General features: G+C 73.3%; 25 protein-coding genes and 1 riboswitch. Of the genes, 13 read left to right on the forward strand and 12 right to left on the reverse strand.

From position 1 onward, the window contains the following. Window positions 1-25: 25 nt before the first annotated feature. The 5 genes from ACF09E_RS03950 (at window position 26) to ACF09E_RS03970 (ending at window position 4,700) form a co-directional block, all read left to right on the forward strand. Window positions 26-1,273 carry a MurT ligase domain-containing protein gene (locus ACF09E_RS03950; protein WP_073902087.1) on the forward strand — a complete coding sequence of 416 codons (1,248 nt, stop codon included), beginning with the start codon at window positions 26-28 and terminating at the stop codon, window positions 1,271-1,273. A 19-nt stretch (window positions 1,274-1,292) separates the two neighbouring features. Continuing rightward, window positions 1,293-2,021, forward strand: coding sequence for a glutamine amidotransferase (locus ACF09E_RS03955; RefSeq protein ID WP_361860097.1), 729 nt, complete (start codon window positions 1,293-1,295; stop codon window positions 2,019-2,021). Window positions 2,022-2,214: 193 nt separating this feature from the next. Continuing rightward, window positions 2,215-3,240: a 6-phosphofructokinase gene (locus ACF09E_RS03960; RefSeq protein WP_361860094.1), complete on the forward strand. Its 1,026-nt coding sequence runs from the start codon at window positions 2,215-2,217 to the stop codon at window positions 3,238-3,240. Window positions 3,241-3,355: 115 nt separating this feature from the next. Continuing rightward, window positions 3,356-4,303, forward strand: a complete 948-nt coding sequence (locus ACF09E_RS03965) for a cytochrome c oxidase assembly protein (protein ID WP_392203710.1) — start codon at window positions 3,356-3,358, stop codon at window positions 4,301-4,303. A 184-nt stretch (window positions 4,304-4,487) separates the two neighbouring features. Then, window positions 4,488-4,700, forward strand: a complete 213-nt coding sequence (locus ACF09E_RS03970) for a hypothetical protein (protein ID WP_392203872.1) — start codon at window positions 4,488-4,490, stop codon at window positions 4,698-4,700. A 26-nt stretch (window positions 4,701-4,726) separates the two neighbouring features. Here the strand turns inward: ACF09E_RS03970 and ACF09E_RS03975 are convergent, their stop codons facing one another. Then, window positions 4,727-5,773, reverse strand: coding sequence for a DUF3048 domain-containing protein (locus tag ACF09E_RS03975; RefSeq protein ID WP_392203868.1), 1,047 nt, complete (start codon window positions 5,771-5,773; stop codon window positions 4,727-4,729). Between the two features lie 79 nt (window positions 5,774-5,852). Between ACF09E_RS03975 and ACF09E_RS03980 the strand changes: the two genes are divergently transcribed. Beyond that, entirely contained in the window at window positions 5,853-6,542 is a 690-nt protein-coding gene (locus ACF09E_RS03980; protein WP_392203869.1) for a lysophospholipid acyltransferase family protein, read from the forward strand. Window positions 6,543-6,641: 99 nt separating this feature from the next. Further along, window positions 6,642-7,679: an NAD-dependent epimerase/dehydratase family protein gene (locus ACF09E_RS03985; RefSeq protein WP_392203711.1), complete on the forward strand. Its 1,038-nt coding sequence runs from the start codon at window positions 6,642-6,644 to the stop codon at window positions 7,677-7,679. 50 nt (window positions 7,680-7,729) lie between these two features. Here ACF09E_RS03985 and ACF09E_RS03990 read toward each other — a convergent pair whose 3' ends face one another. The 8 genes from ACF09E_RS03990 to ACF09E_RS04025 form a co-directional block, all read right to left on the reverse strand. After that, the gene (locus ACF09E_RS03990) at window positions 7,730-9,310 is read right to left on the reverse strand and encodes an alpha/beta hydrolase (RefSeq protein ID WP_392203712.1); all 1,581 of its coding nucleotides are present in this window, start codon (window positions 9,308-9,310) and stop codon (window positions 7,730-7,732) included. Between the two features lie 189 nt (window positions 9,311-9,499). Beyond that, on the reverse strand, window positions 9,500-10,243 hold the full coding sequence (locus tag ACF09E_RS03995; protein WP_392203713.1) for an urease accessory protein UreD: 744 nt from the start codon (window positions 10,241-10,243) through the stop codon (window positions 9,500-9,502). Next, window positions 10,240-10,917: an urease accessory protein UreG gene (gene ureG / locus ACF09E_RS04000; protein ID WP_392203714.1), complete on the reverse strand. Its 678-nt coding sequence runs from the start codon at window positions 10,915-10,917 to the stop codon at window positions 10,240-10,242. The genes ACF09E_RS03995 and ureG overlap by 4 nt, the downstream gene beginning before the upstream one ends. Window positions 10,918-10,933: 16 nt before the next feature. Further along, window positions 10,934-11,599, reverse strand: a complete 666-nt coding sequence (locus ACF09E_RS04005; RefSeq protein ID WP_392203715.1) for an urease accessory protein UreF — start codon at window positions 11,597-11,599, stop codon at window positions 10,934-10,936. Next, window positions 11,599-13,320 (reverse strand): urease subunit alpha, encoded by a 1,722-nt coding sequence (locus ACF09E_RS04010; RefSeq protein WP_392203716.1) that lies wholly within the window; start codon window positions 13,318-13,320, stop codon window positions 11,599-11,601. The genes ACF09E_RS04005 and ACF09E_RS04010 overlap by 1 nt, the downstream gene beginning before the upstream one ends. After that, the gene (locus ACF09E_RS04015; RefSeq protein WP_392203717.1) at window positions 13,313-13,690 is read right to left on the reverse strand and encodes an urease subunit beta; all 378 of its coding nucleotides are present in this window, start codon (window positions 13,688-13,690) and stop codon (window positions 13,313-13,315) included. The genes ACF09E_RS04010 and ACF09E_RS04015 overlap by 8 nt, the downstream gene beginning before the upstream one ends. A 13-nt stretch (window positions 13,691-13,703) precedes the next feature. Continuing rightward, complete coding sequence (locus tag ACF09E_RS04020; RefSeq protein WP_361857021.1) at window positions 13,704-14,006, reverse strand: urease subunit gamma; 303 nt, start codon at window positions 14,004-14,006, stop codon at window positions 13,704-13,706. A 153-nt stretch (window positions 14,007-14,159) separates the two neighbouring features. After that, window positions 14,160-14,786, reverse strand: coding sequence for a TetR/AcrR family transcriptional regulator (locus ACF09E_RS04025; RefSeq protein ID WP_392203718.1), 627 nt, complete (start codon window positions 14,784-14,786; stop codon window positions 14,160-14,162). Window positions 14,787-14,890: 104 nt separating this feature from the next. On the opposite strand from ACF09E_RS04025, the gene ACF09E_RS04030 reads away from it, so the two are divergent. Next, window positions 14,891-15,898 (forward strand): ABC transporter permease, encoded by a 1,008-nt coding sequence (locus ACF09E_RS04030; RefSeq protein ID WP_392203719.1) that lies wholly within the window; start codon window positions 14,891-14,893, stop codon window positions 15,896-15,898. Window positions 15,899-15,989: 91 nt separating this feature from the next. Here ACF09E_RS04030 and ACF09E_RS04035 read toward each other — a convergent pair whose 3' ends face one another. Continuing rightward, the gene (locus tag ACF09E_RS04035; protein ID WP_392203720.1) at window positions 15,990-16,268 is read right to left on the reverse strand and encodes a type II toxin-antitoxin system Phd/YefM family antitoxin; all 279 of its coding nucleotides are present in this window, start codon (window positions 16,266-16,268) and stop codon (window positions 15,990-15,992) included. 43 nt (window positions 16,269-16,311) lie between these two features. Here ACF09E_RS04035 and ACF09E_RS04040 point away from each other — a divergent pair, with 43 nt between their 5' ends. The 3 genes from ACF09E_RS04040 to ACF09E_RS04050 all read left to right on the forward strand — a co-directional run bounded on the left by ACF09E_RS04040 (window position 16,312) and on the right by ACF09E_RS04050 (window position 18,264). Beyond that, the gene (locus ACF09E_RS04040; RefSeq protein ID WP_392203721.1) at window positions 16,312-16,950 is read left to right on the forward strand and encodes an ATP-dependent Clp protease proteolytic subunit; all 639 of its coding nucleotides are present in this window, start codon (window positions 16,312-16,314) and stop codon (window positions 16,948-16,950) included. A 7-nt stretch (window positions 16,951-16,957) separates the two neighbouring features. Continuing rightward, entirely contained in the window at window positions 16,958-17,263 is a 306-nt protein-coding gene (locus tag ACF09E_RS04045; protein WP_392203722.1) for a hypothetical protein, read from the forward strand. Window positions 17,264-17,577: 314 nt separating this feature from the next. Continuing rightward, a riboswitch (cyclic di-AMP (ydaO/yuaA leader) is annotated at window positions 17,578-17,784 on the forward strand. 3 nt (window positions 17,785-17,787) lie between these two features. Continuing rightward, window positions 17,788-18,264 carry a C40 family peptidase gene (locus ACF09E_RS04050; RefSeq protein WP_392203723.1) on the forward strand — a complete coding sequence of 159 codons (477 nt, stop codon included), beginning with the start codon at window positions 17,788-17,790 and terminating at the stop codon, window positions 18,262-18,264. A 142-nt stretch (window positions 18,265-18,406) separates the two neighbouring features. On the opposite strand, the gene ACF09E_RS04055 is transcribed toward ACF09E_RS04050, so the two are convergent. Both ACF09E_RS04055 and ACF09E_RS04060 read right to left on the reverse strand, forming a co-directional pair. Beyond that, window positions 18,407-18,844: an ATP-binding protein gene (locus ACF09E_RS04055; protein ID WP_392203724.1), complete on the reverse strand. Its 438-nt coding sequence runs from the start codon at window positions 18,842-18,844 to the stop codon at window positions 18,407-18,409. Between the two features lie 157 nt (window positions 18,845-19,001). Then, window positions 19,002-20,183 (reverse strand): 8-amino-7-oxononanoate synthase, encoded by a 1,182-nt coding sequence (locus tag ACF09E_RS04060; RefSeq protein WP_392203725.1) that lies wholly within the window; start codon window positions 20,181-20,183, stop codon window positions 19,002-19,004. A gap of 143 nt (window positions 20,184-20,326) precedes the next feature. Here ACF09E_RS04060 and bioB point away from each other — a divergent pair, with 143 nt between their 5' ends. Further along, complete coding sequence (bioB, locus tag ACF09E_RS04065) at window positions 20,327-21,595, forward strand: biotin synthase BioB (RefSeq protein WP_392203726.1); 1,269 nt, start codon at window positions 20,327-20,329, stop codon at window positions 21,593-21,595. After that, window positions 21,588-22,886 carry an adenosylmethionine--8-amino-7-oxononanoate transaminase gene (locus ACF09E_RS04070; RefSeq protein ID WP_392203727.1) on the forward strand — a complete coding sequence of 433 codons (1,299 nt, stop codon included), beginning with the start codon at window positions 21,588-21,590 and terminating at the stop codon, window positions 22,884-22,886. The genes bioB and ACF09E_RS04070 overlap by 8 nt, the downstream gene beginning before the upstream one ends. The last annotated feature ends 65 nt before the right edge of the window (window positions 22,887-22,951 follow it).

Raw genomic sequence — 22,951 nt, forward strand, 5'->3', positions numbered from 1 at the left:
ACCGACGCAAGGAGGAACAAGAACGATGTCAGGACACCCCGGTAATCCAGAGCCGCTGTCGCCGCGCGCCAAGCTGGCCGTGACGGCGGGCAGGGCCGCGGCCGCGGTGTCGCGTGCGGCGGGGCGCGGCAGCGGATCGGTGATCGGCGGCAAGGTGGCGCTGAAGCTCGACCCCGACCTCCTCGGCCGGCTCGCCCAGCATCTGGACGTCGTCCTGGTGTCCGCGACCAACGGCAAGACCACCACGACCCGGCTGATCGCGGAGGCCCTGCGCGCCGCCGGCCCGGTCGTCTCGAACGCCCTCGGCGCCAACATGCCCGCGGGCATCACCTCGGCGCTGGCCGGCGGCTCGGACTCCAAGTACGGCGTCATCGAGGTCGACGAGAAGTACCTGGCCGGCGTCGCCCGCGACACCACGCCCAAGGTGATCGCGCTGCTCAACCTCTCCCGCGACCAGCTCGACCGCGCCGCCGAGACCCGGATGCTCGCCGAGAAGTGGCGCGAGGGCCTCAACGGGACGAAGGCCGTCGTCGTCGCGAACGCCGACGACCCGCTCATCGTGTGGGCCGCCTCCTCCTCGCCGAACGTGGTGTGGGTCGCCGCCGGCCAGGAGTGGAAGGACGACGCCTGGTCGTGCCCCGCCTGCGGCGGTGTGATGCAGCGCCCGGGCGACGACTGGTTCTGCGGCGAGTGCGGCTTCCGCCGCCCCGCCCCGAGCTGGGCGCTCAGCGGCGACCACGTGCTCGACCCGCACGGCTCCGCCTGGCCGATCCGGCTCCAGCTGCCCGGCCGCGCCAACAAGGCGAACGCCGCGACCTCCGCCGCCGTCGCCGCCGTCTTCGGGGTGCCGCCGCAGGTCGCCCTGGAGCGCATGTACGCGGTGCAGGCCGTCGCCGGACGCTACGACGTGGTGTCCTTCCAGGGCCGTGAGCTGCGCCTGCTGCTCGCCAAGAACCCGGCCGGCTGGCTGGAGACGTTCTCGCTCATCGACGGACCGCCGGCCCCGGTGATCCTCTCCGTCAACGCCCGCGGCGCCGACGGCACGGACACCTCCTGGCTGTGGGACGTGGACTACGGCCGGCTCGCCGGGCACCCGATCATGGTGATCGGCGACCGCCGGCTGGACCTCGCGGTCCGCCTGGAGGTCGCGGGTGTGGACTTCCGCGTCTGCGAGACGCTGGACGAGGCCGTCGCGATGGCCCCGCCCGGGCAGATCGAGCTGATCGCCAACTACACCGCCTTCCAGGACGTCCGCCGCCGCGTCGGCAACTGACCCGTAGAGGACTTGCAGCATGAGTGACAGCAGCCTGCGCCTGGTCTGGGTCTACCCGGACCTGCTCAGCACCTACGGCGACCAGGGCAACGTGCTCGTCGTCCAGCGCCGTGCCGAACAGCGCGGCCTCAGCGTCGAGCGCGTCGACGTCCGCAGCGACCAGCCGGTGCCGACCTCGGGCGACATCTACCTGATCGGCGGCGGCGAGGACCGCCCGCAGCGGCTCGCGGCCGAACGGCTGCTCCGGGACGGCGGCCTGTCCCGGGCCGCCTCGAACGGCGCGATCATCTTCTCGGTCTGCGCCGGATACCAGATCCTGGGGCACGAGTTCGTCAACGACGTCGGCGAGCGGCAGCCGGGCCTCGGCCTGCTCGACGTCACCACGACCCGCGGCGAGGGCGCCCGCTGCGTCGGCGACGTCCTCGGCGACATCGACCCGCGCCTCGGCCTCCCCCAGCTGACCGGGTTCGAGAACCACCAGGGCATCACCCATCTCGGCCCGACCGCCCGGCCGTTCGCGCGGACGGTGTTCGGGAACGGCAACGGGACCGGCGACGGCACCGAGGGCGCGTACAACGACACCGTCTTCGGTACGTACATGCACGGTCCCGTCATGGCCCGCAACCCGCAGATCGCGGACCTGCTCCTGAAGCTGGCCCTCGACGTGAACGCGCTGCCGCCGACGGACGACCGCTGGTACGAGGCGCTGCGCGCCGAGCGCATCGCGGCCGCCACGCAGCCCGCGTAGCGGTCCGGACGGCCCGCGCCGGACGGGCCCGGAGAGGCGGCACGCACGGCTCCGGCGGCCTCTCGTACGAACGTACGTTGTCCACTGTGCGGACATCCGGTTCGGCCCCGCCACCCTGCGACGATAGGGTGGCGGGGATCCAGCCGGACGACGTGGTCCGGGAGTCGGCCCACGTTGCAAAGGTTTTCGGGCTATGCGCATTGGCGTGCTCACCTCCGGCGGAGACTGCCCCGGTCTGAACGCTGTCATCCGATCCGTCGTGCACCGCGCCGTCGTCGACCACGGCGACGAGGTCATCGGCTTCCACGACGGGTGGAAGGGCCTGCTGGAGTGCGACTACCGCAAGCTCGACCTCGAAGCGGTCGGCGGCATCCTGGCCCGCGGCGGCACCATCCTCGGCTCCTCGCGGGTCCAGCCGGCGCACCTGGTCGACGGCGTCGAGCGCGCCCGCGGCCACGTGGCGGACCTCGGGCTGGACGCGATCATCCCGATCGGCGGCGAGGGCACCCTCAAGGCCGCGAACCTGCTCTCCGAGGCGGGTCTCCCGATCGTCGGCGTCCCCAAGACGATCGACAACGACATCGCCTCCACCGACGTGACCTTCGGCTTCGACACGGCCGTGACCGTCGCCACCGAGGCCCTCGACCGGCTGAAGACCACCGCCGAGTCGCACCAGCGCGTCCTGGTCGTCGAGGTCATGGGCCGTCACACCGGCTGGATAGCGCTGCACTCCGGCATGGCCGCCGGCGCGCACGCCGTGGTCGTCCCCGAGCGCCCCTTCGACATGGACGAGCTGACGGCCCGGGTGGGCGAGCGGTTCGAGGCCGGCAAGCGGTTCGCGATCGTGGTCGTCGCCGAGGGCGCCAAGCCCCGTGAGGGCTCGATGGACTTCAAGACCGCGGGCACGGACATCTACGGCCACGAGCGGTTCACCGGGATCGCCAACCAGCTGTCCGTCGAGCTGGAGCGCCGCCTCGGCAAGGAGGCCCGTCCCGTGATCCTGGGCCACGTCCAGCGCGGCGGCACCCCGACCGCGTACGACCGCGTCCTCGCGACCCGCTTCGGCTGGCACGCGGTCGAGGCCGCCCACCGCGGCGAGTTCGGCATGCTGACGGCCCTGCGCGGCACGGACATCACCATGGTCCCGCTGGCCCAGGCCGTGGAGAGCCTCAAGACGGTCCCCGCCGACCGCTACGCAGAGGCCGAGTGCGTGATCTGACGCACACCCGCGCGGACGCGCGCGCACGACACCGCCCCCGGTCGCAGTCGCGGCCGGGGGCGGTTCTAGTCTGGTGCGGACAACAAGCGCGAATCGGGCTCCAGGAGTGCACACGATGGATCACAGCGGGCACGGCATGACCATGGATCTGCCGCCGTTCACGCTGGGACGGGGGCTGGAGTTCTCTCCCGACCCCTTCTTCCTGATCGGCTGCCTCGCGGCGCTCGGTCTGTACGGCTGGGGCGTGGCGCGGCTGCGCGGCCGCGGGGACGCGTGGCCGGTGAGCCGGACGGTGTTCTTCACGGTCGGCGTGCTGACGATCGCGCTCGTCATGTGCACCAAGCTCAACGACTACGGCATGGTCATGTTCAGCGTGCACATGGTCCAGCACATGGTGATCTCCATGCTGTCGCCGATCCTGCTGCTGCTCGGCGCGCCGGTCACGCTGGCCCTGCGGGCGCTGCCGGTGGCGGGCCGCGGCTCGACCGGCCCGCGCGAGCTGCTCCTGAAGCTGCTGCACAGCCGGTACATGAAGGTGATCACGCACCCGGGCTTCACGATCCCGATGTTCATCGCGAGCCTCTACGGGCTCTACTTCACCCCGCTGTTCGACTTCCTGATGGGCTCGAAGCCGGGTCACATCGGCATGATGGTGCACTTCCTGATGGTCGGCGTGGTGTTCTTCTGGCCGATCATGGGCGTCGACCCGGGCCCGCACCGGCCGGGCTACGTGATGCGGATGCTGGAGCTGTTCGCGGGCATGCCGTTCCACGCCTTCTTCGGCATCGCTCTGATGATGGCCTCGGAGCCGATGGTGAAGGCGTACCAGAACCCGCCGGCCTCGCTGGGCATCGACGCGCTCACCGACCAGAACGCGGCCGGCGGCATCGCCTGGGCGTTCAGCGAGATCCCGTCGGTGCTGGTGCTGATCGCGCTGGTCTACCAGTGGTACCACTCCGAGCAGCGGCAGGCGGTCCGCAAGGACCGGGCCGCCGACCGGGACGGGGACAAGGAGCTGGAGGCGTACAACGCGTACCTCGCCTCGCTCCAGGCCCGGCGGTGACGCCCGGCGTGCGGTGAGCGGCCCCTTTCCGGGCCCGGCGCGGGACCTCGTACGGGGTCCGGAGCCGGGCCCGGCGGCATGTCCGGCGCACGCCGGAGCGTCCGGGGAGTAGCGCGCGCCCCGCCTGGGGGGTCACGATGGGCTGGACGGCTTCCACGACCTCGGTCGGGAGGAGGGCGGACTCATGTCCGGTGGCACGAAGACGATGGCGGTGCTCACCTGCGCCGCGGTGGTGCTCACGACCGCGTACACGGTCGCGCTCGGCAGCAGCGGATGGCTCTGGTTCGGCTCGGTGGTGCTCGCGGTGGCGACGATCGGCCTCGCCGCGTCGGACAGCGCGGCTTCGGCGGGACCGCGCCGCCGCCCGCCGGCCGGTCCCGGGCCGGCAAGCCCCTGAGCCCGTCGGGCCGGGGTGCCGCGTGGTCAGCCGCGCGGTGCGAGGACCACCCAGACCTGCCCCGGTGCGAAGGCCAGCGGCGCGCCGTCCGGGGTCGTGAACGCGGTGCCCGACGCCGCCGCCGTACGGGACCAGCGCGCCGGGTACGCGCGCCCGTCGCGCAGGACCGTCGCGGTGCCGCTCCCGACGGTCTCGGTGTACGGCGAGACCGCGCCGGTGACGTCGTGGAAGCGGGACGGGCGGACGGTGACGTGCTGCACGACCACGGTGGACGGCGCGAGGGGCCCCGTGGCGGTGTCGCGGGCCGGCCGGCCGTCCATCGCCACCCGCCAGGTCCGGTCGGAGGCGGACCAGGTGAAGGTGTAGCGGGCGGCCGGGTAGCGGACGGTCTCGGCCGGGACCGCGGTGCCGCCGGCCGGGGCGGGGCCGAAGCGGAAGCCGATGTCCCGGGCCTCCTGGGGCGCGGCCACGGTGTCGAGGGCCCGCCCGGGGCGCAGGTACAGGTTGTGCGGGGCGGCCCGGTCCGCCGAGCGGCGGAAGGCGCCGGGGCTGGTGGACTCGGTGACGGGGTCCAGGGGCGCGGCGCGCAGGAGCGGGTCGAGGGCGGACTGGGCGCCCGAGTAGCCGAGGACCGGGCGGCCGAAGGCGGCGAGCAGCTCCACGTCGGACTCGCGGGCGCTGCGGACGGGTCCGACGCGCTCGGGCAGGCGGGAGGAGTAGACCGCGAGGAGCCTGGTCACGCCGCCCTCGACCTGCTCGACGTAGACGACGTCGGCGTCGCCGAGCCCGGTGTGCGGGCGGGCCGCGGCCACATTGTCGATCTTGACAGCGAGGACGGGGGCGGACCGGGCCGGGAGCCCGGTGAACGGGGAGAGGCCGGAGGCGGCGGGAGGGGTCGTGGCCGGCGGCGCCGTCGTGGGCGGCGGCGCGGTGGTGGCGGGTACGGGCGTGGGCGTGGGGGACGGCTCCGGCCGTCCCGCGTCGGAGCAGCCGTAGAGCCCGGCCGCCGCCACCGCGCACAGCAGCGCGGTGAGGACGCGGCCGGGGCGTCCGATTCCTCGCTCGCCGGTCATCATGACGCTCCCCCACCAGTGGACCACGGGCGCGTGCGCGCGTACAACGGGCATGACGGACGACGAACGGGGGTCGCGGGTGTTCTACCACCTGATGAAGTACGTACTGCTGGGACCGCTGCTGAGGCTGCTCTTCCGGCCGCGGATCGAAGGTCTCGAACACATCCCGGAAGAAGGGGCCGCGATCGTCGCGGGGAACCATCTGTCCTTCTCCGACCACTTCCTGATGCCGGTGGTGCTCGACCGGCGGATCACGTTCCTTGCGAAGCAGGAGTACTTCACGGGGCCGGGGATCAAGGGCCGGCTCACGGCCGCGTTCTTCCGGGCGGCCGGGCAGATTCCGGTCGACCGCTCGGGCAAGGAGGCGGGCAAGGCGGCGATCCGGGAGGGGCTCGGGGTGCTGGACCGGGGTGAGCTGCTCGGCATCTACCCGGAGGGGACCCGCTCGCACGACGGCCGGCTCTACAAGGGCAAGGTGGGCGTGGCGGTGATGGCGCTGACGGCCGGGGTGCCCGTGGTGCCCTGCGCGATGGTGGGGACCTTCGAGATCCAGCCGCCGGGCAAGGTGGTGCCGAGGATCCGCCGGGTCACCATCCGGTTCGGGGAGCCCCTGGACTTCTCCCGCTTCGCCGGGTCGGCGGGCGAGCGGACCGTGGTCCGCGCGGTGACCGACGAGATCATGTACGAGATCCTCCGGCTGTCCGGACAGGAGTACGTGGACGCCTACGCGGCCGACGTGAAGGCGGCGGAGCCGCGGGCGGACGACTGAGCCGCGGCCCGGGGTTCCCGGGCGGCGGACGCTGTGAGCGGATCCGCGCTCGGCGCAAACCGCTGGGCCGCCGCGCCGGGCGGCCGTAGCGTCACGATCATGACCAAGGGAACCGTGTTCGTGCTGGGTGGGTCGGGACAGGTGGGGCGGGCGGCCGTGCGGGCGCTCGTCGCGGACGGCTGGGAGGTGACGGCCGCCTCGCGGGGCGGCGGCAGGGACGCGAGGTGGCCGGACGAGGTCCGGTCGGTGGCGCTCGACCGGAACGAGGACGGCGCGCTCGCGGCCGGACTGGGCGAGGGCTGCGACGTGCTGGTGGACGTCGTCGGGTACGACGCGGGGCACGGGCGGCAGGTGACGGGGCTCGCGGACCGGATCGGGTCGGCGGTGGTGGTGTCCAGCGGCGCCGTCTACGAGGACGCGCGGGGACGGAGCTTCGACACCCAGGACCGGCCGGACGGCTTCCCCGACTACCCGCTGCCCATCCCGGAGGACTGGCGGACGGTGGCGCCCGGCGACGGCACCTACGGCACGCGGAAGGTGGCGCTGGAGCGGGAGGTGCTCGCGGCCGGCCCGGCGCTGCCGACGACGGTGCTGCGGCCCGGCGCGATCCACGGGCCGTACTCCCCCGGGCCGCGCGAGCTGTGGTTCGTGAAGCGGGTCCTCGACGGGCGGGCGGTGCGCCCCCTGGCGTACGGCGGGGCGTCCCGGTTCCACCCGGTGCACGTGGACAACCTCGCGGAGCTCGTCCGGCTGGCGGCGGCGAGTCCGGGCAGCCGGGTGCTCAACGGCGGGGATCCGGAGGCGCCGACGGTCGCGGAGATCGGGGCGGCGGTCGACGCGGTCATGGGCTTCGAGAGCGAGACGGTGCTGATCGAGGGCGCGCCGCCGGGGGACGTCGTGGGGGCCACCCCGTGGACGGCCCCGCGGTCCGTGGTCTACGACATGGCTGCGGCGGAGCGGGAGCTGGGGTACCGGCCGGTGGTGTCGTACGCCGACGCGCTGCCGGAGACGGTCGCGTGGCTGACCGAGCGGCTCGCGGGACGGGAGTGGCGGGAGGCCTTCCCGGGACTCGCGAAGTACGGGGTGGACCTGTTCGACTACGCGGCGGAGGACGCCTGGCTGGCCTCCCGGGGGTGACCCCGGTGGGGGCGGGACGGTCGTCCCGCCCCCACCGGGCCGTCAGCCGGTCACGGCGTCGGGGTGGCGTGCGGGGCGCAGGTCTGGTCCCTGGCGTCCAGCTTGCCGGTCAGCAGGTAGGCCTCGACCTTGGTGTTGAGGCAGGGGTTGACCAGGCCGGTGATGCCGTGCGAGCCGGCGTCCCGCTCGGTGATCAGGCGCGAGCCCTTGAACCGCTTGTGCAGCTCGACGGCGCCGGCGTACGGGGTGGCGGCGTCGCGCTCGGACTGGGCGATGAGCACCGGCGGCAGGCCCTTGCCGGTCTTGACCTCGGTCGGGCGCTGGCGGGGCGCGGACCAGGTGGCGCACGGCAGGTTCATCCATGCGTTGGCCCAGGTCATGAAGGGGTACTTCCGGTGGAGCCGGCTGTTGTCCCGGTCCCAGGTCTTCCAGCTGGTCGGCCACGGGGCGTCGGCGCACTCGACCGCGGTGTAGACGGCGTTGCCGTTCTCCGAGGCGGCGTTGCCGGCGGTGTCGGTGGGGTCCGAGGCCGCGTTGTCGATGAGCGGCTGCGGGTCGCCCGCGGCGTACGCGCTCCAGGCCTCGGCCACCGGGGCCCACATGGAGTCGTAGTAGGGCGCGTTCTGGAAGAAGCCGATGAGTTCGGCCGGGCCGACCTTGCCGCCGAGGGGCGCCTTCTTGGCGGCGGCCCGCAGGGTCACCCACTGCTGCTGGACCTCGGCGAGGGTGTCGCCGAGGTGGTAGGTGGCGTCGTTCCGGGCGACCCAGGTCATCCAGTCCTTGAGCCGGCCCTCGAAGGCGATGTCCTGGTCGAGGTTGACCTCGTACCAGATCTTCCGGGTCGAGGGGTTCACGACGCTGTCGAGGACCATGCGGCGGACGTGGGTCGGGAAGAGGGTGCCGTAGACCGCGCCCAGGTACGTGCCGTAGGAGACGCCGACGAAGTTGAGCTTCTTCTCGCCGAGGGCGGCGCGGATGACGTCGAGGTCGCGGGCGGTGTTGGGCGTGGTCATGAAGGGCAGCATGTCGCCGCTCTTCTCGGCGCAGCCCTGGGCGTACTCGGCGGCGAGCTTGCGCTGCGCGCGCTTGTCGGCCTCGCTGTCGGGGACCGGGTCGGGCTTGGGGCCCTTGACGAACTCGGCGGGGTCGACGCAGGAGATGGGGGCGGACTTGCCGACGCCGCGCGGGTCGAAGCCGACGAAGTCGTAGGCCTTGGCGGCGCCCGCCCAGATGGCGTTCTTGGTGGTGACCCGGCGCGGGAAGCGCAGGCCGGAGCCGCCGGGGCCGCCGGGGTTGTAGAGGAGCGCGCCCTGCCGCTCGGAGGGGGTGCCGGTGGCGTTGATCCGGTCGACCGCGATCTTGATCTTCTTACCGTTGGGCTTGGCGTAGTCGACGGGGACGGTGACCCAGCCGCACTGGATCGGCTTCTCCAGGCCCCAGTCGGCCGGACAGTCCTGCCAGTCGATGCCCGCCTGGGCGGCGCGCGCCGCGGCGACGGCGACACCGATCGACTCGGCGTCGCGCAGGTGGCGGTTGCTGTCGGCGTTCGCCGCCGGGGCCGCGAGCGCGCCCGCGACGAGCGTGCCCGCTATCAGGGTGCCGGCCGAGCCGAGCATTGCCGTACGTCTCAACGTGTACTCCCCCAGGAGGAGCGCCACCCCCCGTGGCGGCGCTGTGTGTTGGCTGTCCGGGGGATCCTTTCGTCCGGGAGCCTCCCGATGAAAGGGCGAGCACGTGTTTCTTTGCCGAACCAATAACCGGTGAACGGTGTACCGCTCAGCGGTGACCTCACCGCACCGCCACAGACCGTCCGAACAGCCTCAGAACGGGGCGAGTTCGGACAGGGCGTCGTCGAGCAGGCGCCGCAGCGCCAGGGCGTCCGGGGCGACGGCGGTGGCCAGGGCCGCCGGGCCGGCGAGCGGGGTGACGGCGGCGTGCTCGCCGATCAGCCGCGGGTGGACCGGCTTCTCCTCGAAGGCCGGGTCGACGACGAGGAGTTGACCGGTGGCCCGATGACCGCCGAGGACCGCGCCGCCGTCCCAGCCCCCGGGGGCGCCCGGACCGAAGGCCAGCTCCTGGTCCAGGAGGGGCCGCCCGGCACGCCGGACGGTGAGGCGCGTGACGAGGGTGCCGGGCGGCTCCCCGTGGCGGCCGAGGACCTGCTCCTCGCGGAGCACCAGGCGGGCCGTGGCGGCCAGCTCGACGACGGTCCGCATCCGCAGGTCGGAGCCGCGGACCGAGACCACCTGCTCCGGCAGCCAGCGGAGCACCCCGTCCTCCCCGACGCCGATCCGGACGTCGTACGCGGCGGGTTCGGCGCTCCGGCCCGGCAGGGCGAGGGTGGCGGCCGCCGAGTCGACGAGGAGCCGCGCCCCGGCCCGCACCTCGGTCTCGACGGCGAGCCGGTCCCCGCCGAGCGGCGCGCTCATCGCGCCGACGACGGTGACCCGGGTGTACGGGCCGGAGGCCCTGGTCCGGCGGAGCGCGAGGGGCCCGTCGCTCACGAGCAGCGGCAGGCCGCCGTCGGCGTCGGCGGTGAGCCGCGCGGTGGCGCGCAGGCTCACGCGGTCCAGGCCCCGAGCTGCGCCCTGACCCAGTCGGCGACCGGGGCGACGCCGCCCTCGGCGCGCAGCGAGGTGAAGGCCACGGGCAGGTCGCCGCGCTGCTCCTTGGCGTCGCGCGCCATCCGCTCCAGGTCGGAGCCCACGTAGGGGGCGAGGTCGGTCTTGTTGACGACGAGGAGGTCGGCGGTGGTGACGCCGGGGCCGCCCTTGCGCGGGATGTCGTCGCCGCCGGCCACGTCGATGACGAAGATCTGGGCGTCGACGAGCCCCTTGGAGAAGGTGGCGGTGAGGTTGTCGCCGCCGGACTCGACGAGGATGAGGTCGAGCGGGCCGACGGCGTCCTCGAGCTCTTCGACGGCTTCGAGGTTGGCGGAGATGTCGTCGCGGATGGCGGTGTGGGGGCAGGCCCCGGTCTCCACGGCCTGGATCCGCTCGGGCGGCAGGACGGCGTTGCGGAGCAGGAACTCGGCGTCCTCGCGGGTGTAGATGTCGTTGGTGACGACGGCGAGGGAGAGGGTGTCGCGCAGGAGCCGGCAGAGGGCGGCGACGGTGGCGGTCTTGCCCGAGCCGACCGGTCCGCCGAGGCCGATGCGCAGGGCACGGCGGGTGCCGTCGGGGCGGTGGGCGTCGGCGGAGACGGCGCCGTGGTGGGTGTGGCCGTGGTCGAGGTGCATGGGAGAACTCCAGGGGTCAGGAGGCGAAGAGGCGGACGGGCCAGGAGGCGTGCTGCTCCGCGGTGATGTCGAGGAGGGGCGCGGAGGCCGCGGGCAGGGCGTCGACGCCCTGCCGTGCGGCGCGCGCCGCCTCCTCGGCGACGAGGTCCATGGCGGGGGCGAGGCGGGCGAGGACGGCGGTGGCCTGGAAGGGGTCCAGGCCCAGCAGGCGGACCACCGCGGTGGCGGGGCCGCCGACCGTCTCGTACGCGACGCAGTGGGCGGCGTCCTCGGGCCCGAGCCCGGCGGCGCGGGCGGCGACGCCGAGGACGACCGGTTGGTGGGCGCCGCGCGGGAACGCGGCGGCGAGCGCGTCGAGTTCGGCGCAGGGCCAGGCGGCGCGGGCGGCCCGCATCAGCTGGCGTCCGAGCCGGCGGGCGGCGGTGCGCAGGGCGGGCGACGGGGTGCGGGCGTCGGCCGCCGCGTCGAGGTCGACCGGGTCGAGTCCGAGGGCCGCCGCGGCGGCCAGCGCCGCGGAGGTGAGGCCGGTGGTGTGCAGCCGGCCGCGGCAGAAGGCCTCCAGTCCGGCGGCGTCCCGGATGCGGCCGGCCCTGACCGCGGCCTCGGCACCGCCGGAGTGGGCGTGCCCGCCGGCGGGGAACCGGCCGTCGGCGAGCACGAGGAGTGCGGCGCGCTGTGTCATCAGAAGAGGAAGTAACGCTGGGCCATGGGCAGTTCGGCGGCGGGTGCGGGTTCGACCGCGTCGCCGTCGATCGTGACCGTGAAGGTGTCGGCGTCGACCTCGACCCGGGGCATCGCGTCGTTCTGCCTCATGTCCGACTTGGAGACCCGGCGGGTGCTGCGGATCGGGGTGAACTCCTTGTTCAGGCCCAGGCGTTGTGCGAGGTCGTCCTCGATCGCCGCCTGGGCGACGAAGTTGACCGAGCCGGCCGCCGCGGCCTTGCCGAGCGCGCCGAACATGGGCCGGGGCAGGACGGGCTGGGGGGTGGGGATGGAGGCGTTGGCGTCCCCCATCTGGGCGTAGGCGATCTGGCCGCCCTTGAGGACGCTGAGCGGCTTGACCCCGAAGAAGGCGGGTTCCCAGAGCACCAGGTCGGCGAGCTTCCCGGGTTCGACGGAGCCGATGAGGTGGTCCATGCCCTGGGCGACGGCCGGGTTGATCGTGTACTTGGCGACGTAGCGGCGGGCGCGGTGGTTGTCGGCGCGGCCGTCCCCGGGCAGGGCTCCGCAGCGCTTCTTCATGACGTGGGCGGTCTGCCAGGTGCGCAGGACCACCTCGCCGATACGGCCCATGGCCTGGGAGTCGGAGGAGATGATCGAGATGGCGCCCAGGTCGTGCAGGACGTCCTCGGCGGCGATGGTGGAGGGCCGGATCCGGGACTCGGCGAAGGCGAGGTCCTCGGGGACGGCCGGGTTGAGGTGGTGGCAGACCATCAGCATGTCGAGGTGTTCCTCGATGGTGTTGACGGTGTGCGGCCGGGTCGGGTTGGTGGAGCTGGGCAGGATGTACGGCTCCGAGACCACGGTGATGATGTCGGGCGCGTGCCCGCCGCCGGCGCCCTCCGTGTGGTACGCGTGGACGGTCCGTCCGGCGATGGCGGCGAGGGTGTCGCCGACGAATCCGGCCTCGTTGAGGGTGTCCGTGTGGATGGCGAGCTGGGCGCCGGTCTCCTCGCACACCCGGAGGCAGGCGTCGATCACGGCGGGGGTCGCCCCCCAGTCCTCGTGGATCTTGAACCCCAGGGCCCCGCCGCGCAGTTGGGAGTGCATGGCCTCCCGGGACATGGTGTTGCCCTTGCCGAGCAGGCCGATGTTGACGGGGAAGCCGTCCAGGGCCTCGAACATGCGGGCCGTGTGCCAGGGGCCGGGGGTGACCGTGGTGGCCTTGGTACCCTCGGCCGGTCCCGTTCCGCCGCCGACGAGGGTGGTGACGCCGGTGGCGAGGGCCTGCTCGACGACGGTCGGCGAGATGAAGTGGACATGGGCGTCGACGGCTCCGGCCGTGACGATCCGGCCGTTGCCGACGATGATCTCGGTCTCGGGGCCGATCACGAGGTCGGGGTGGACGCCGTCCATGGTGTCGGGGTTGCCGGCCTTGCCGAGGGCGGTGATCCGGCCGTCCCGAATGCCGATGTCGGCCTTGACGACGCCCCAGTGGTCGATGACCACGGCGCCGGTGATCACCGTGTCGGGGGCGCCCTCGGCCCGGGTGGTGCGGGCCTGTCCCATCGACTCGCGGATCACCTTGCCGCCGCCGAAGACGGCCTCGTCGCCGGCCCGGCCGGGGCCGCCGCTGCGGTCCTCCTCGATCTCGACGAGGAGGTCGGTGTCGGCGAGCCGGATGCGGTCGCCGGTGGTGGGGCCGAACAGGTCGGCGTGGACGGCGCGTTGCAGGTCAGGCACGGTCGGCCCCCTCGGCTCGGGAAGGCTCGGCGGCCGCGTCGCCCCGGGCCCCGGCGGGGGTCCGGTCGAGCGGGCCCGCGGTCGCGCCGCGCAGGCCGGGCACGATCCGGCGGCCGGCGAGCGGGACGAGCTCGACCTCGACCGGGATGCCCGGCTCGAAGCGGACCGCGGTGCCGGCGGCGATGTGCAGCCGCAGGCCGTGCGCGGCGGCGCGATCGAAGTCCAGGCCGGGGTTGACCTCGGCGAAGTGGTAGTGGGAGCCGACCTGGACGGGCCGGTCGGCGGCGTTGAGCACGGTCAGTCGCGTGACGGGGCGGCCCTCGTTGAGGGTCACGGGTCCCTCCGCGTACAGGATCTCTCCGGGGATCATCTGCGCGGCCCGTTCAGACGATGGGGTCGTGGAGGGTGACGAGCTTGGTGCCGTCCGGGAAGGTGGCCTCGACCTGGACGTCGTGGATCATCTCGGGGATGCCCTCCATGACGTCGTCGCGGGTGAGCACCTTGCGTCCCGAGGCCATGAGTTCGGCGACGGTACGGCCGTCCCGGGCGCCTTCGAGGACGTGGGAGGTGAGCAGGGCGACGGCCTCGGGGTGGTTGAGGCGCACGCCGCGGGCCAGGCGCTTGACGGCCACGTCGGCGGCCACATGGATGAGCAGGCGTTCCTGTTCGTGCGGGCTCAGTTGCACTCTTCCACCTCACAGTCGTCGACCGGGACACCCGGCAGCTGCGGACCCTACCGACCGTCAACACCTTGTTGAACTGCGGAGATGCGGCTCGCGGCCAGACATTGCACGTTAGGGCGGAAGTTTTTCCGGCTCGTTAACTGCGGCTTTGCTCTTTCATGATCGTCCGACCGGATCGACGGACATGGCCATCAGTCCGCGCAGACCGTCCTCCAGGACCTCGACGGAGACGTCCCCGAAGAGGGCCTGCTGGGCGATGAAACCCTGGACGACGGCGATGAGCGTGCGGGCCAGGTGGTCGGCCGGGACGTCGGCGGAGAGGACGCCGCTCTCGCGGTACACGGCGACCAGGTCCGTCCAGGCGACCCGCATGCCGTGGTACCCGTCCCCGAGGGTCTTCGCCAGCTGCTCGTTGCGCAGGGTCTCCGTCCACACCTGGATGATCAGCCGGGCGAAGGCCTGCCCGTCGGCGCCCTCGATCCGCTCCTCCAGGAAGAGCCGGAAGACCGCGCCGATCAGCACGTCGGGAGTGGGGGGCGGGGTGGTCCGGGACGCCTCCTCGAAGGCGCCCCGGATCCCGGCGAACGCCTCGGACGCGATGGCCGCGATGATCTCGTCCTTGCCGCGGAAGTACCGGTAGACGGCGCCGGCCGACAGGCCGACCTCGCCCAGCACGTCCTGCATCGACGTGGCGTGGAAGCCGTTGCGCGCGAAGCAGCGCCCCGCCCCGTCGAGGATCTGGCGCCGCCGGGCGTCGAGGTGTTCCTGGGAGACACGAGCCATGCCACGAACCTAAAACGAATATTCATTCTTGACAACTCCCGGGGTCCGCAGGACAGTGTGGACACTCGAAAACGAACGATCCTTCTCTTTGAATCGAGGACCCCATGTCCGCCAACGCCACCGCCTTCGGCGCGGGGCGCAGGACCATCGCGGCGATGGCCCTCATCCCCGTCGTCGTCGCCCTCACCCTCTGGGCCTTCGCCTGGCCGGCGGCGCGTACGGCGCCCCGCGACCTGCCGATCGGCGTCGCGGGGCCCGCCCCGGCGGCCGCCGCCGTGGAGCGCGGTCTCGCCCGTCACGAAGGCGCCTTCGAGGTCCACCGCTACGAGGACGGGGCCGCGGCACGCGCCGCGATAGAGGACCGCCGTGTATACGGAGCGGTGGTCGTGACCCCCGGCGGCACGGAGTTGCTCACCGCGTCCGCGGCGAGCCCCGTGGTGGCCGGACTGCTGCGGGAGGCCTTCGCCGCCCAGGCCACCGGCGGCACGCCGGTCGAGGTCACGGACGTGGTCGCGGCCCCGGCGGGCGACCCGCGGGGGGCCGTCCTCTCCTCCAGCCTGCTGCCGCTCGCCCTGGCGGGAGCGGCGGCCGGGGTCGTCGTCACCCTCCTGGGGCTGCGCGGCGGACGGGCGGCGGGCGCGCTCGCGGGTGCGGCGGCGCTCGCCGGCGTCGTCGGCACGGCCCTCGCGCACAGCTGGCTCGGAGCACTGGGCGGGAACTGGTGGGCGGAGGCCGGGGTCCTGGGCCTCACCGTCCTGGCGATCGGGTCGGCCTTCGCGGGGCTCGCGGCGCTGATCGGGAAGCCGGGCCTCGGGCTGGGCGCGCTGCTGATGATCCTGCTCGGCAACCCGTTCTCGGGGGTGGCGAGCGCGCCGGAGCTGCTGCCGAACCCGGTGGGGGTCATCGGCGGCTGGCTGCCGCCGGGCGCGGCGGGTTCGGCCCTCCGGTCCGTCTCGTCCTTCGACGGCGCGGCGGCGGGCGGCCCGCTGCTCGTCCTCGCCCTCTGGGCGGCGGCGGGCCTCGCGGCGACGGTGGCGGGAGGCATGCGCAGCCGTCCGGCACCGGTGGAGCAGCCGCCCGTGGCGGTCCCGGCCCCGGCGCGCGCGGGCTGACTCGCCCGCCCGGCAGGGCGAAGAAGACGGCCGCGTGCCCCCGCTGTAGCGGACGGGGGCACGCGGCTCTTCCGCGTGCGCGGACGGAGCGTCAGGAGCCGCCGGGCTCGCGGTGGTGCGCGGCGATGCCGAAGCGACGCTGTTCGCCGGTAGCGGAGTCGAGGGAGTGCAGGGCGGAGACGGAGCTGATCACCTGCTCGTCGGCGGGCTTCTCGGCCGCTTCGAGTTCTTCCAGGTCAGCGGCGGAGACCAGGGCGACGAGCGGCTTCCCGTGGCGGGTGACGACCACGCGCTCGCCGCCGTACACGACTCGGTTGATCAGGTCGGCGAGCTCCGCTCTCGCTTGCGTCACCGGGATCTCGTAGGTCATGCTCCCCATCTTACGGTCTGTACGTCCTGTACATTTTTTACCGATGGAGGTACCCGCCATGGAGGCTCGCCACGTCCTGCCCGAGTTCACCGAGCGCACCAGCCACGGAACCCGGACCCTCGACCCCTACTCGAAGCTCCTCGAATCCCGCATCGTCTTCCTCGGGACGCCGATCGACGAGACGTCGGCCAACGACGTCATCGCCCAACTCCTCTACCTGGACCACGCGGGACCCGACCAGGACGTCTCGCTCTACATCAACTCTCCCGGCGGCTCGGTCAGCTCCATGACCGCCATCTACGACACGCTGCGCTCGCTCCACTGCGACGTCGAGACCACCTGCCTGGGCCAGGCCGTCTCCACCGCCGCGGTACTGCTCGCCGCCGGCACCCCGGGCAAGCGCATGATGCTGCCGGGCGCGCGGGTGACGCTCCGCCAGCCCGCGATGGACGAGCCGCTCCAGGGCCAGCCGAGCGACCTCGACATCCACGCCCGCGAACTGCTCCGCCTGCGCGCGCTGATGACGGGGATGCTGGCAGAGCACACCGGCCGGGAGCGGGACCGCGTCGAGGCCGACCTCGACCGGCTCACGGTGCTGGACGCCCCGGCGGCGCTCGCGTACGGCATGGTGGACCACGTGATCACGAGCCGGCGCGCGGTCGCCGGCGGCACGGCCCGGTGACCCGGCCGTGGTCCCCGAGTTGCCGCCGCTGCCCGCGCTGACCCGCGCCGAGGGGGAACTCGTCGACGCCTACCTGGAGGTCGTCGACCTGCTCGGAAAGATCAATCCGTCCCGGGGCGCGCACACCTACGGCGCCCTGCGTGCGGCCCAGGCCCTGGTGGGGCGGGCGGAGGCGCTGCTGCGGGCCGTGACGCTGATGCACCTGCGGGGCGAGAGCGAGGTGCACGCGGACACATTGGCGCGCGCCCTGCGGGTGTTGGACGGCGAGCGCCGAACCGGCCGCGTCACCGTCCCGCAGACCCCCGCGAGTTGACAGGACCGCGTGTCGTGTCCAGGTCCGGACGGCCGACGCACGCCGCAGATTCGCTCCCCCGTTCGGCGTAGTCGACGAGTCGACATATGTGCCGGGTGACTTGCACAGCAGGTGTACGCATGTGGCGGAATGGGGCGTTCCGCCGCTGGTGCGAGGCTCGTCGGCCCTACCTCCGAAGATCACAAAGGCGCTCTGTCCACCCGAATGGATCAGTCGTGAGGAGCCTCACATATCGCCGTTTCAGCTCGGATTTCGGCCCTGTTGTGGGTCAAGATCCCTGTCGACGACAAGCCCCCGCCACCGCGGCGGGGCGGTCCGGGCGGACGCCGAGTCCTGCCGCTGTCCCGGACGTCTGGTCGACAGGAGTGGATCGGCAGGAGTGGAGGACCCGATTTTCACGGGGCGTACGCGCTGTTCCGGCAGCGGGATCGTCCCTCGGGGTGAAGCCGCGTCAGCGGCCGGGCATCTTCGCCAGCCCGAACCCGACAGGTCATCCTTCGCAGGCGGCTGACGAAGGGTTGCGCATGACTGCGCAGATGCACGTCCCGTCCCTGCTGTCCCGGGCCGGAGCCGTCTCGGCTCTCACCCTCGCCGCCGTCGGCGGCACGCTGTTCGCACCCGGCGCGTCGGCCGAGGCCCAGGCAGCCACCACGCACGCGAACAAGGCACTGAGCGTCGCCGCGTCCAAGAAGGGAGCTCCGTACCGGTACGGAAGCAGCGGGCCCTCCCGGTTCGACTGCTCCGGTCTGACGCTCTACGCGTACAAGAAGGCGGGCAAGTCGCTGCCCCGCACCGCGCAGCAGCAGTACAACAAGACCCGGCACATCTCCGCCTCCACCAGGCAGAAGGGGGACCTGGTCTTCTTCCACTCCGGCGGAAGGGTGTACCACGTCGGCATCTACGCCGGCAGCGGCAAGATCTGGCACTCGCCCAAGACGGGTTCCTGGGTGAAGCTCGACAGGATCTGGTCGTCGAAGGTCTACTACGGCCGCGTCCGCTGATCAGGCGGCGGTAGCGGTTCGTCCGTGGGGGGGTGCGGTGGCGCCGCCGTGCCCCTGACCGACGGAACACGACCCCGGGAACCCCGGCCGTCCGGGCCGGGCTCCTCCTCACAGCAGGTCGGCGGGACCGCGCGCCAGGGGACTAACAGCTGGCCAGCGGGACCGCGGTCCAGGGAAGAGTGATCCAGACCGTCTTGCCCCCGTCGTCCGTCGGCGTGACCGACAGACGGCCGCCGGCCTCCGCGGCCAGGACGCGGATGATGACCATGCCCCGGCCGTTGTCCTGCTGGACCGCCGCCGGGAGGCGGCGCGGACGGCGCGGATGGCTGTCCGTGACGCCGATGTACAACTGCTCCTCGCGCTCCAGGCGGACGTCGACCGTGAAGGTCGGCGACTGGCCCAGGGTGTGCAGCACGGCGTTGGTCGCCAGCTCGGAGACGATCAGCCGGATGGCGTCCGCGATCTCCGCGGCATCGTCCAGGCCCCAGTCCGCGAGGACCCCGGCGACGAACCGCCGGGCCGTGGGGACCGAGGCGGGATCGCTCGGCAGTGTGACGGATGCTTCCTGGTGATCTGCCATGGCGACGCTGTCCCTTTCCCACCGGGGCCAACGCCCCGGATTGCGCTTCGCGTCAGAGTGCCACCGATCGCGCCGCGCCGTGCGGCGTTCCACCAAGATATGTCCCCATCTGTCGCCCGAAGCGGTGAACTCTGCTGCCCGGGACCGCTCTTGGCCGCTACCCGGCGGAGGGCGCGGTGCGCAGGACCGTCGCCACCGCCGCGTCGATCTGCGCGTCCGTCAGATCGGCCCGCGCCGTGAGCCTCAGCCGCGAGATGCCGTCGGGCACCGACGGGGGCCGGAAACAGCCGACCGAGAGGCCCTGCTCGCGGCAGGACGCGGCCCAGCCGAGCGCGGCCTCCGGGGAGGGAGCGCGCACCGACACCACGGCCGCGTCGGGCCGGGCCGCCGTGAGGCCGGCCTCGGTGAGCAGCCGGTGCAGGGTGGCCGCGACGGTGCGGGCCCGCTCGGCGAGACCGGGTTCGGCCCGGATCAGCCGCAGGCTCGCGAGCGCGCCGGCGACGGCGGCCGGGGCGAGGCCCGTGTCGAAGATGAAGGTGCGGGCCGCGTTCACCAGGTGCTCGATCACCCGGGCCGGACCGAGGACGGCGCCGCCCTGGCTGCCGAGGGACTTGGAGAGGGTCAGGGTCGCGACGACGTCCTCGGCGCCCGCGAGTCCGGCCTCGTGCAGGGCGCCCCGGCCGCCATCGCCGAGGACGCCGAAGCCGTGGGCGTCGTCCACCAGGAGCCCGGCGCCGTGTGCCCGGCAGGCCTCGGCGAGTTCCGCGAGCGGGGCCTTGTCGCCGTCGACGGAGAAGACGGAGTCGCTGACGACCAGCGCCCGCCGGCCGGGGTGCGCGCCGAGGGTCTTGCGTACGGCCTCGGGGTCGGCGTGCGGCACGACGGACGTCTCGGCGCGGGCCAGCCGGCAGCCGTCGACGATCGAGGCGTGGTTGGCCGCGTCGGAGACGATCAGGGAGTCCCGGCCGCCGAGCGCGGTGAGCGCGGCGAGGTTGGCGGTGTAGCCCGAGGAGAAGACGAGGGCCGCCTCGAATCCGCAGAACTCGGCGAGTTCCCGTTCGAGCCGGGTGTGCAGCCGGGTGGTGCCGGTGACCAGCCGGGAGCCGGTGGCCCCCGCCCCCCAGCGGCGGGCCGCCTCGGCCGCCGCCCCGGTCACCTCCGGACGGCGGGTGAGGCCCAAGTAGTCGTTGCCCGCCAGGTCGAGCAGGTCCGAGTCGGCGGCCCGCGGCCGCAGGGTGCGGACCAGACCCGCGTCGGCCCGGCGGCGCGCCTCGGCGTCGGTCCAGTCGAACGCGGTGCGGCGGGGGCCCGCGGCCCGTGCGTCCTCGGCCTGTGGCATGCGGCGATCCTTTTGTAGGCAGCGCACAGACCCTAACCTCAGGGTGCCGAGGTCGGGATGTGGTCATCCACACACCTCTCTCGGGGGCGTTTGTTCAGTTCCTCCTTGGCCCGGGGGTGGGCGGTAGGCGAGGATCAGCGCTTATGGACCTGCTGAACACGCTGGTGGACAAGGGGCTGCGGCGCGAGCTGCCGAGCCGTGAAGAAGCACTCGCCGTCCTGGCGACCTCCGACGACGAACTGCTCGATGTGGTGGCGGCGGCCGGGAAGGTGCGCCGCCAGTGGTTCGGGCGACGGGTGAAGCTCAACTACCTGGTGAACCTGAAGTCGGGCCTGTGCCCCGAGGACTGTTCGTACTGCTCGCAGCGGCTCGGCTCGAAGGCCGAGATCCTCAAGTACACCTGGCTGAAGCCGGACGAGGCCTCCCGTGCCGCCGCCGCGGGTGTCGCCGGCGGGGCCAAGCGGGTCTGCCTGGTGGCGAGCGGCCGCGGTCCGACGGACCGGGACGTCGAGCGGGTCGGCAGGACCATCGAGGCCATCAAGGAGGAGAACGAGGGCATCGAGGTGTGCGCCTGCCTCGGTCTCCTCTCGGACGGCCAGGCCGAGCGGCTCAAGGACGCCGGCGCCGACGCGTACAACCACAACCTGAACACGTCCGAGGCGACGTACGCGGGGATCACCAAGACCCACACGTACGCCGACCGGGTGGACACCGTGCAGAAGGCGCACGCCGCCGGTCTGTCCGCCTGCTCGGGACTGATCGCGGGCATGGGCGAGACGGACGAGGACCTCGTCGACGTCGTCTACGCGCTGCGCGAGCTCGACTCCGACTCGGTGCCGGTCAACTTCCTCATCCCCTTCGAGGGGACGCCGCTCGCCAAGGAGTGGAACCTGACCCCGCAGCGGTGTCTGCGGATCCTGGCGATGGTGCGGTTCGTCTGCCCCGACGTCGAGGTCCGGATCGCGGGCGGTCGCGAGGTGCACCTGCGGTCGATGCAGCCGCTGGCGCTGAACATCGCGAACTCGATCTTCCTCGGCGACTACCTGACGAGCGAGGGCCAGGCCGGCCAGGCCGACCTGGACATGATCGCGGACGCGGGCTTCGAGGTGGAGGGCGCGGGCACGACGACGCTGCCGAAGCACCGCGCGGACGCGCTCGCCGCGGCGGGCGCGACGGACGGCTGCGGCACGGCGTCCTCGGGCGGCTGCGGCTCCGGGGCCCCGGTCGGCTGCGGCCCGCACGGCGAGGAGGGCGGGGGCTGCGGCCCCTGCGGCGGTCACGCGGCTCCGGCCGAGGCCTCGGCGCCCGCGGTGGCCTCGGCGCCCGCCGTGGCCTCGGCGGGTGACGCCCGCACCGACCTGGTGGCCGTGCGCCGCCGGGGCGCCGGCACGGACCTCGCGCCGAATGCCTGACGGCGCGCCCCTCGGCACCGGCGAACTCCTCGCCCTAGACCGGGCGCACGTCTGGCATCCGTACGGCCCCATGCCGGGCCGCGCGGAGCCGCTGGTCGTCGCGTCCGCGTCCGGCGTGCGACTCCGGCTCGCCGAGCCCGCGGAGGGCCGGGACGAGCTGGTCGACGGCATGTCCTCATGGTGGTCGGCGGTCCACGGCTACAACCACCCCGTGCTCAACGAGGCGGTGCGCGGCCAGCTGGAGAAGATGAGCCACGTCATGTTCGGCGGGCTCACGCACGAGCCGGCCGTCCGGCTCGCCGCGCGGCTCGTGGAGATCACCCCGGAGCCGCTGCGGCACGTCTTCCTCAGCGACTCGGGCTCGGTCTCCGTCGAGGTCGCGGCCAAGATGTGCCTGCAGTACTGGCGTTCGCTGGGCCGTCCCGGGAAGCAGCGGCTCCTCACCTGGCGCGGCGGCTACCACGGGGACACCTGGCAGCCGATGTCCGTGTGCGACCCGCAGGGCGGGATGCACGAGCTGTGGGCGGGGGTGCTCCAGCGGCAGGTCTTCGTGGACGCGCCGCCGGCCGCCTACGAGGAGTCGTACGCGGAGCTGCTGCGGACCCGGATCGCCGAGCACGCGCACGAGCTGGCCGCGGTGATCGTGGAACCGGTCGTGCAGGGCGCGGGCGGGATGCGCTTCCACGACCCGGCGTACCTCCGGGTGCTGCGCGAGGCGTGCGACGCGCATGACGTCCTGCTCGTCTTCGACGAGATCGCGACCGGTTTCGGCCGGACGGGCACGCTCTTCGCCGCCGACCAGGCCGGGGTCTCCCCCGATGTGATGTGCGTGGGCAAGGCGCTGACCGGCGGCTATGTCTCGATGGCGGCGACGCTGTGCACGAGCCGGGTGGCCGACGGGATCTCGCGCGGCGAGGTTCCCGTCCTGGCGCACGGGCCGACGTTCATGGGGAACCCGCTGGCGTCGGCCGTCGCCCTCGCCTCGATCGACCTGCTGCTCTCCCGGGACTGGCAGGTCGAGGTCAAGCGGATCGAGACCGGCCTGCGGGCCGGGCTCGCCCCGGCGGCCGGCCTTCCGGGCGTCCGTGAGGTGCGGGTGCTCGGCGCGATCGGCGTCGTCCAGCTCGACCACGACGTCGACATGGCCGCGGCGACGGCGGCGGCGGTGCGGGCGGGCGTGTGGCTGCGGCCGTTCCGCGACCTGATCTACACGATGCCGCCGTACGTGACGGGAGACGAGGACCTGGCCCGGATCTGCGCCGCCGTGTGCGCGGCGGCGAGCGCGGGCTGACCACCGGCACCGCGGGAACGGACAGGCCGCGGGAACGGACAGACGGACCGGCGGCCGGATCGAGG

The organism is Streptomyces sp. NPDC014891 (assembly GCF_043081085.1).
Lineage (GTDB): Bacteria > Actinomycetota > Actinomycetes > Streptomycetales > Streptomycetaceae > Streptomyces.

Coding starts and splice junctions, on each gene's coding strand:
- ACF09E_RS03950 (WP_073902087.1), top strand. CDS start 26: ATGTCAGGACACCCCGGTAATCCAGAGCCGCTGTCGCCGCGCGCCAAG.
- ACF09E_RS03955 (WP_361860097.1), top strand. CDS start 1,293: ATGAGTGACAGCAGCCTGCGCCTGGTCTGGGTCTACCCGGACCTGCTC.
- ACF09E_RS03960 (WP_361860094.1), top strand. CDS start 2,215: ATGCGCATTGGCGTGCTCACCTCCGGCGGAGACTGCCCCGGTCTGAAC.
- ACF09E_RS03965 (WP_392203710.1), top strand. CDS start 3,356: ATGGATCACAGCGGGCACGGCATGACCATGGATCTGCCGCCGTTCACG.
- ACF09E_RS03970 (WP_392203872.1), top strand. CDS start 4,488: ATGTCCGGTGGCACGAAGACGATGGCGGTGCTCACCTGCGCCGCGGTG.
- ACF09E_RS03975 (WP_392203868.1), bottom strand. CDS start 5,773: ATGACCGGCGAGCGAGGAATCGGACGCCCCGGCCGCGTCCTCACCGCG.
- ACF09E_RS03985 (WP_392203711.1), top strand. CDS start 6,642: ATGACCAAGGGAACCGTGTTCGTGCTGGGTGGGTCGGGACAGGTGGGG.
- ureG (WP_392203714.1), bottom strand. CDS start 10,917: ATGCACCTCGACCACGGCCACACCCACCACGGCGCCGTCTCCGCCGAC.
- ACF09E_RS04005 (WP_392203715.1), bottom strand. CDS start 11,599: ATGACACAGCGCGCCGCACTCCTCGTGCTCGCCGACGGCCGGTTCCCC.
- ACF09E_RS04015 (WP_392203717.1), bottom strand. CDS start 13,690: ATGATCCCCGGAGAGATCCTGTACGCGGAGGGACCCGTGACCCTCAAC.
- ACF09E_RS04025 (WP_392203718.1), bottom strand. CDS start 14,786: ATGGCTCGTGTCTCCCAGGAACACCTCGACGCCCGGCGGCGCCAGATC.
- ACF09E_RS04030 (WP_392203719.1), top strand. CDS start 14,891: ATGTCCGCCAACGCCACCGCCTTCGGCGCGGGGCGCAGGACCATCGCG.
- ACF09E_RS04035 (WP_392203720.1), bottom strand. CDS start 16,268: ATGACCTACGAGATCCCGGTGACGCAAGCGAGAGCGGAGCTCGCCGAC.
- ACF09E_RS04040 (WP_392203721.1), top strand. CDS start 16,312: ATGGAGGTACCCGCCATGGAGGCTCGCCACGTCCTGCCCGAGTTCACC.
- ACF09E_RS04050 (WP_392203723.1), top strand. CDS start 17,788: ATGACTGCGCAGATGCACGTCCCGTCCCTGCTGTCCCGGGCCGGAGCC.
- ACF09E_RS04055 (WP_392203724.1), bottom strand. CDS start 18,844: ATGGCAGATCACCAGGAAGCATCCGTCACACTGCCGAGCGATCCCGCC.
- ACF09E_RS04060 (WP_392203725.1), bottom strand. CDS start 20,183: ATGCCACAGGCCGAGGACGCACGGGCCGCGGGCCCCCGCCGCACCGCG.
- bioB (WP_392203726.1), top strand. CDS start 20,327: ATGGACCTGCTGAACACGCTGGTGGACAAGGGGCTGCGGCGCGAGCTG.
- ACF09E_RS04070 (WP_392203727.1), top strand. CDS start 21,588: ATGCCTGACGGCGCGCCCCTCGGCACCGGCGAACTCCTCGCCCTAGAC.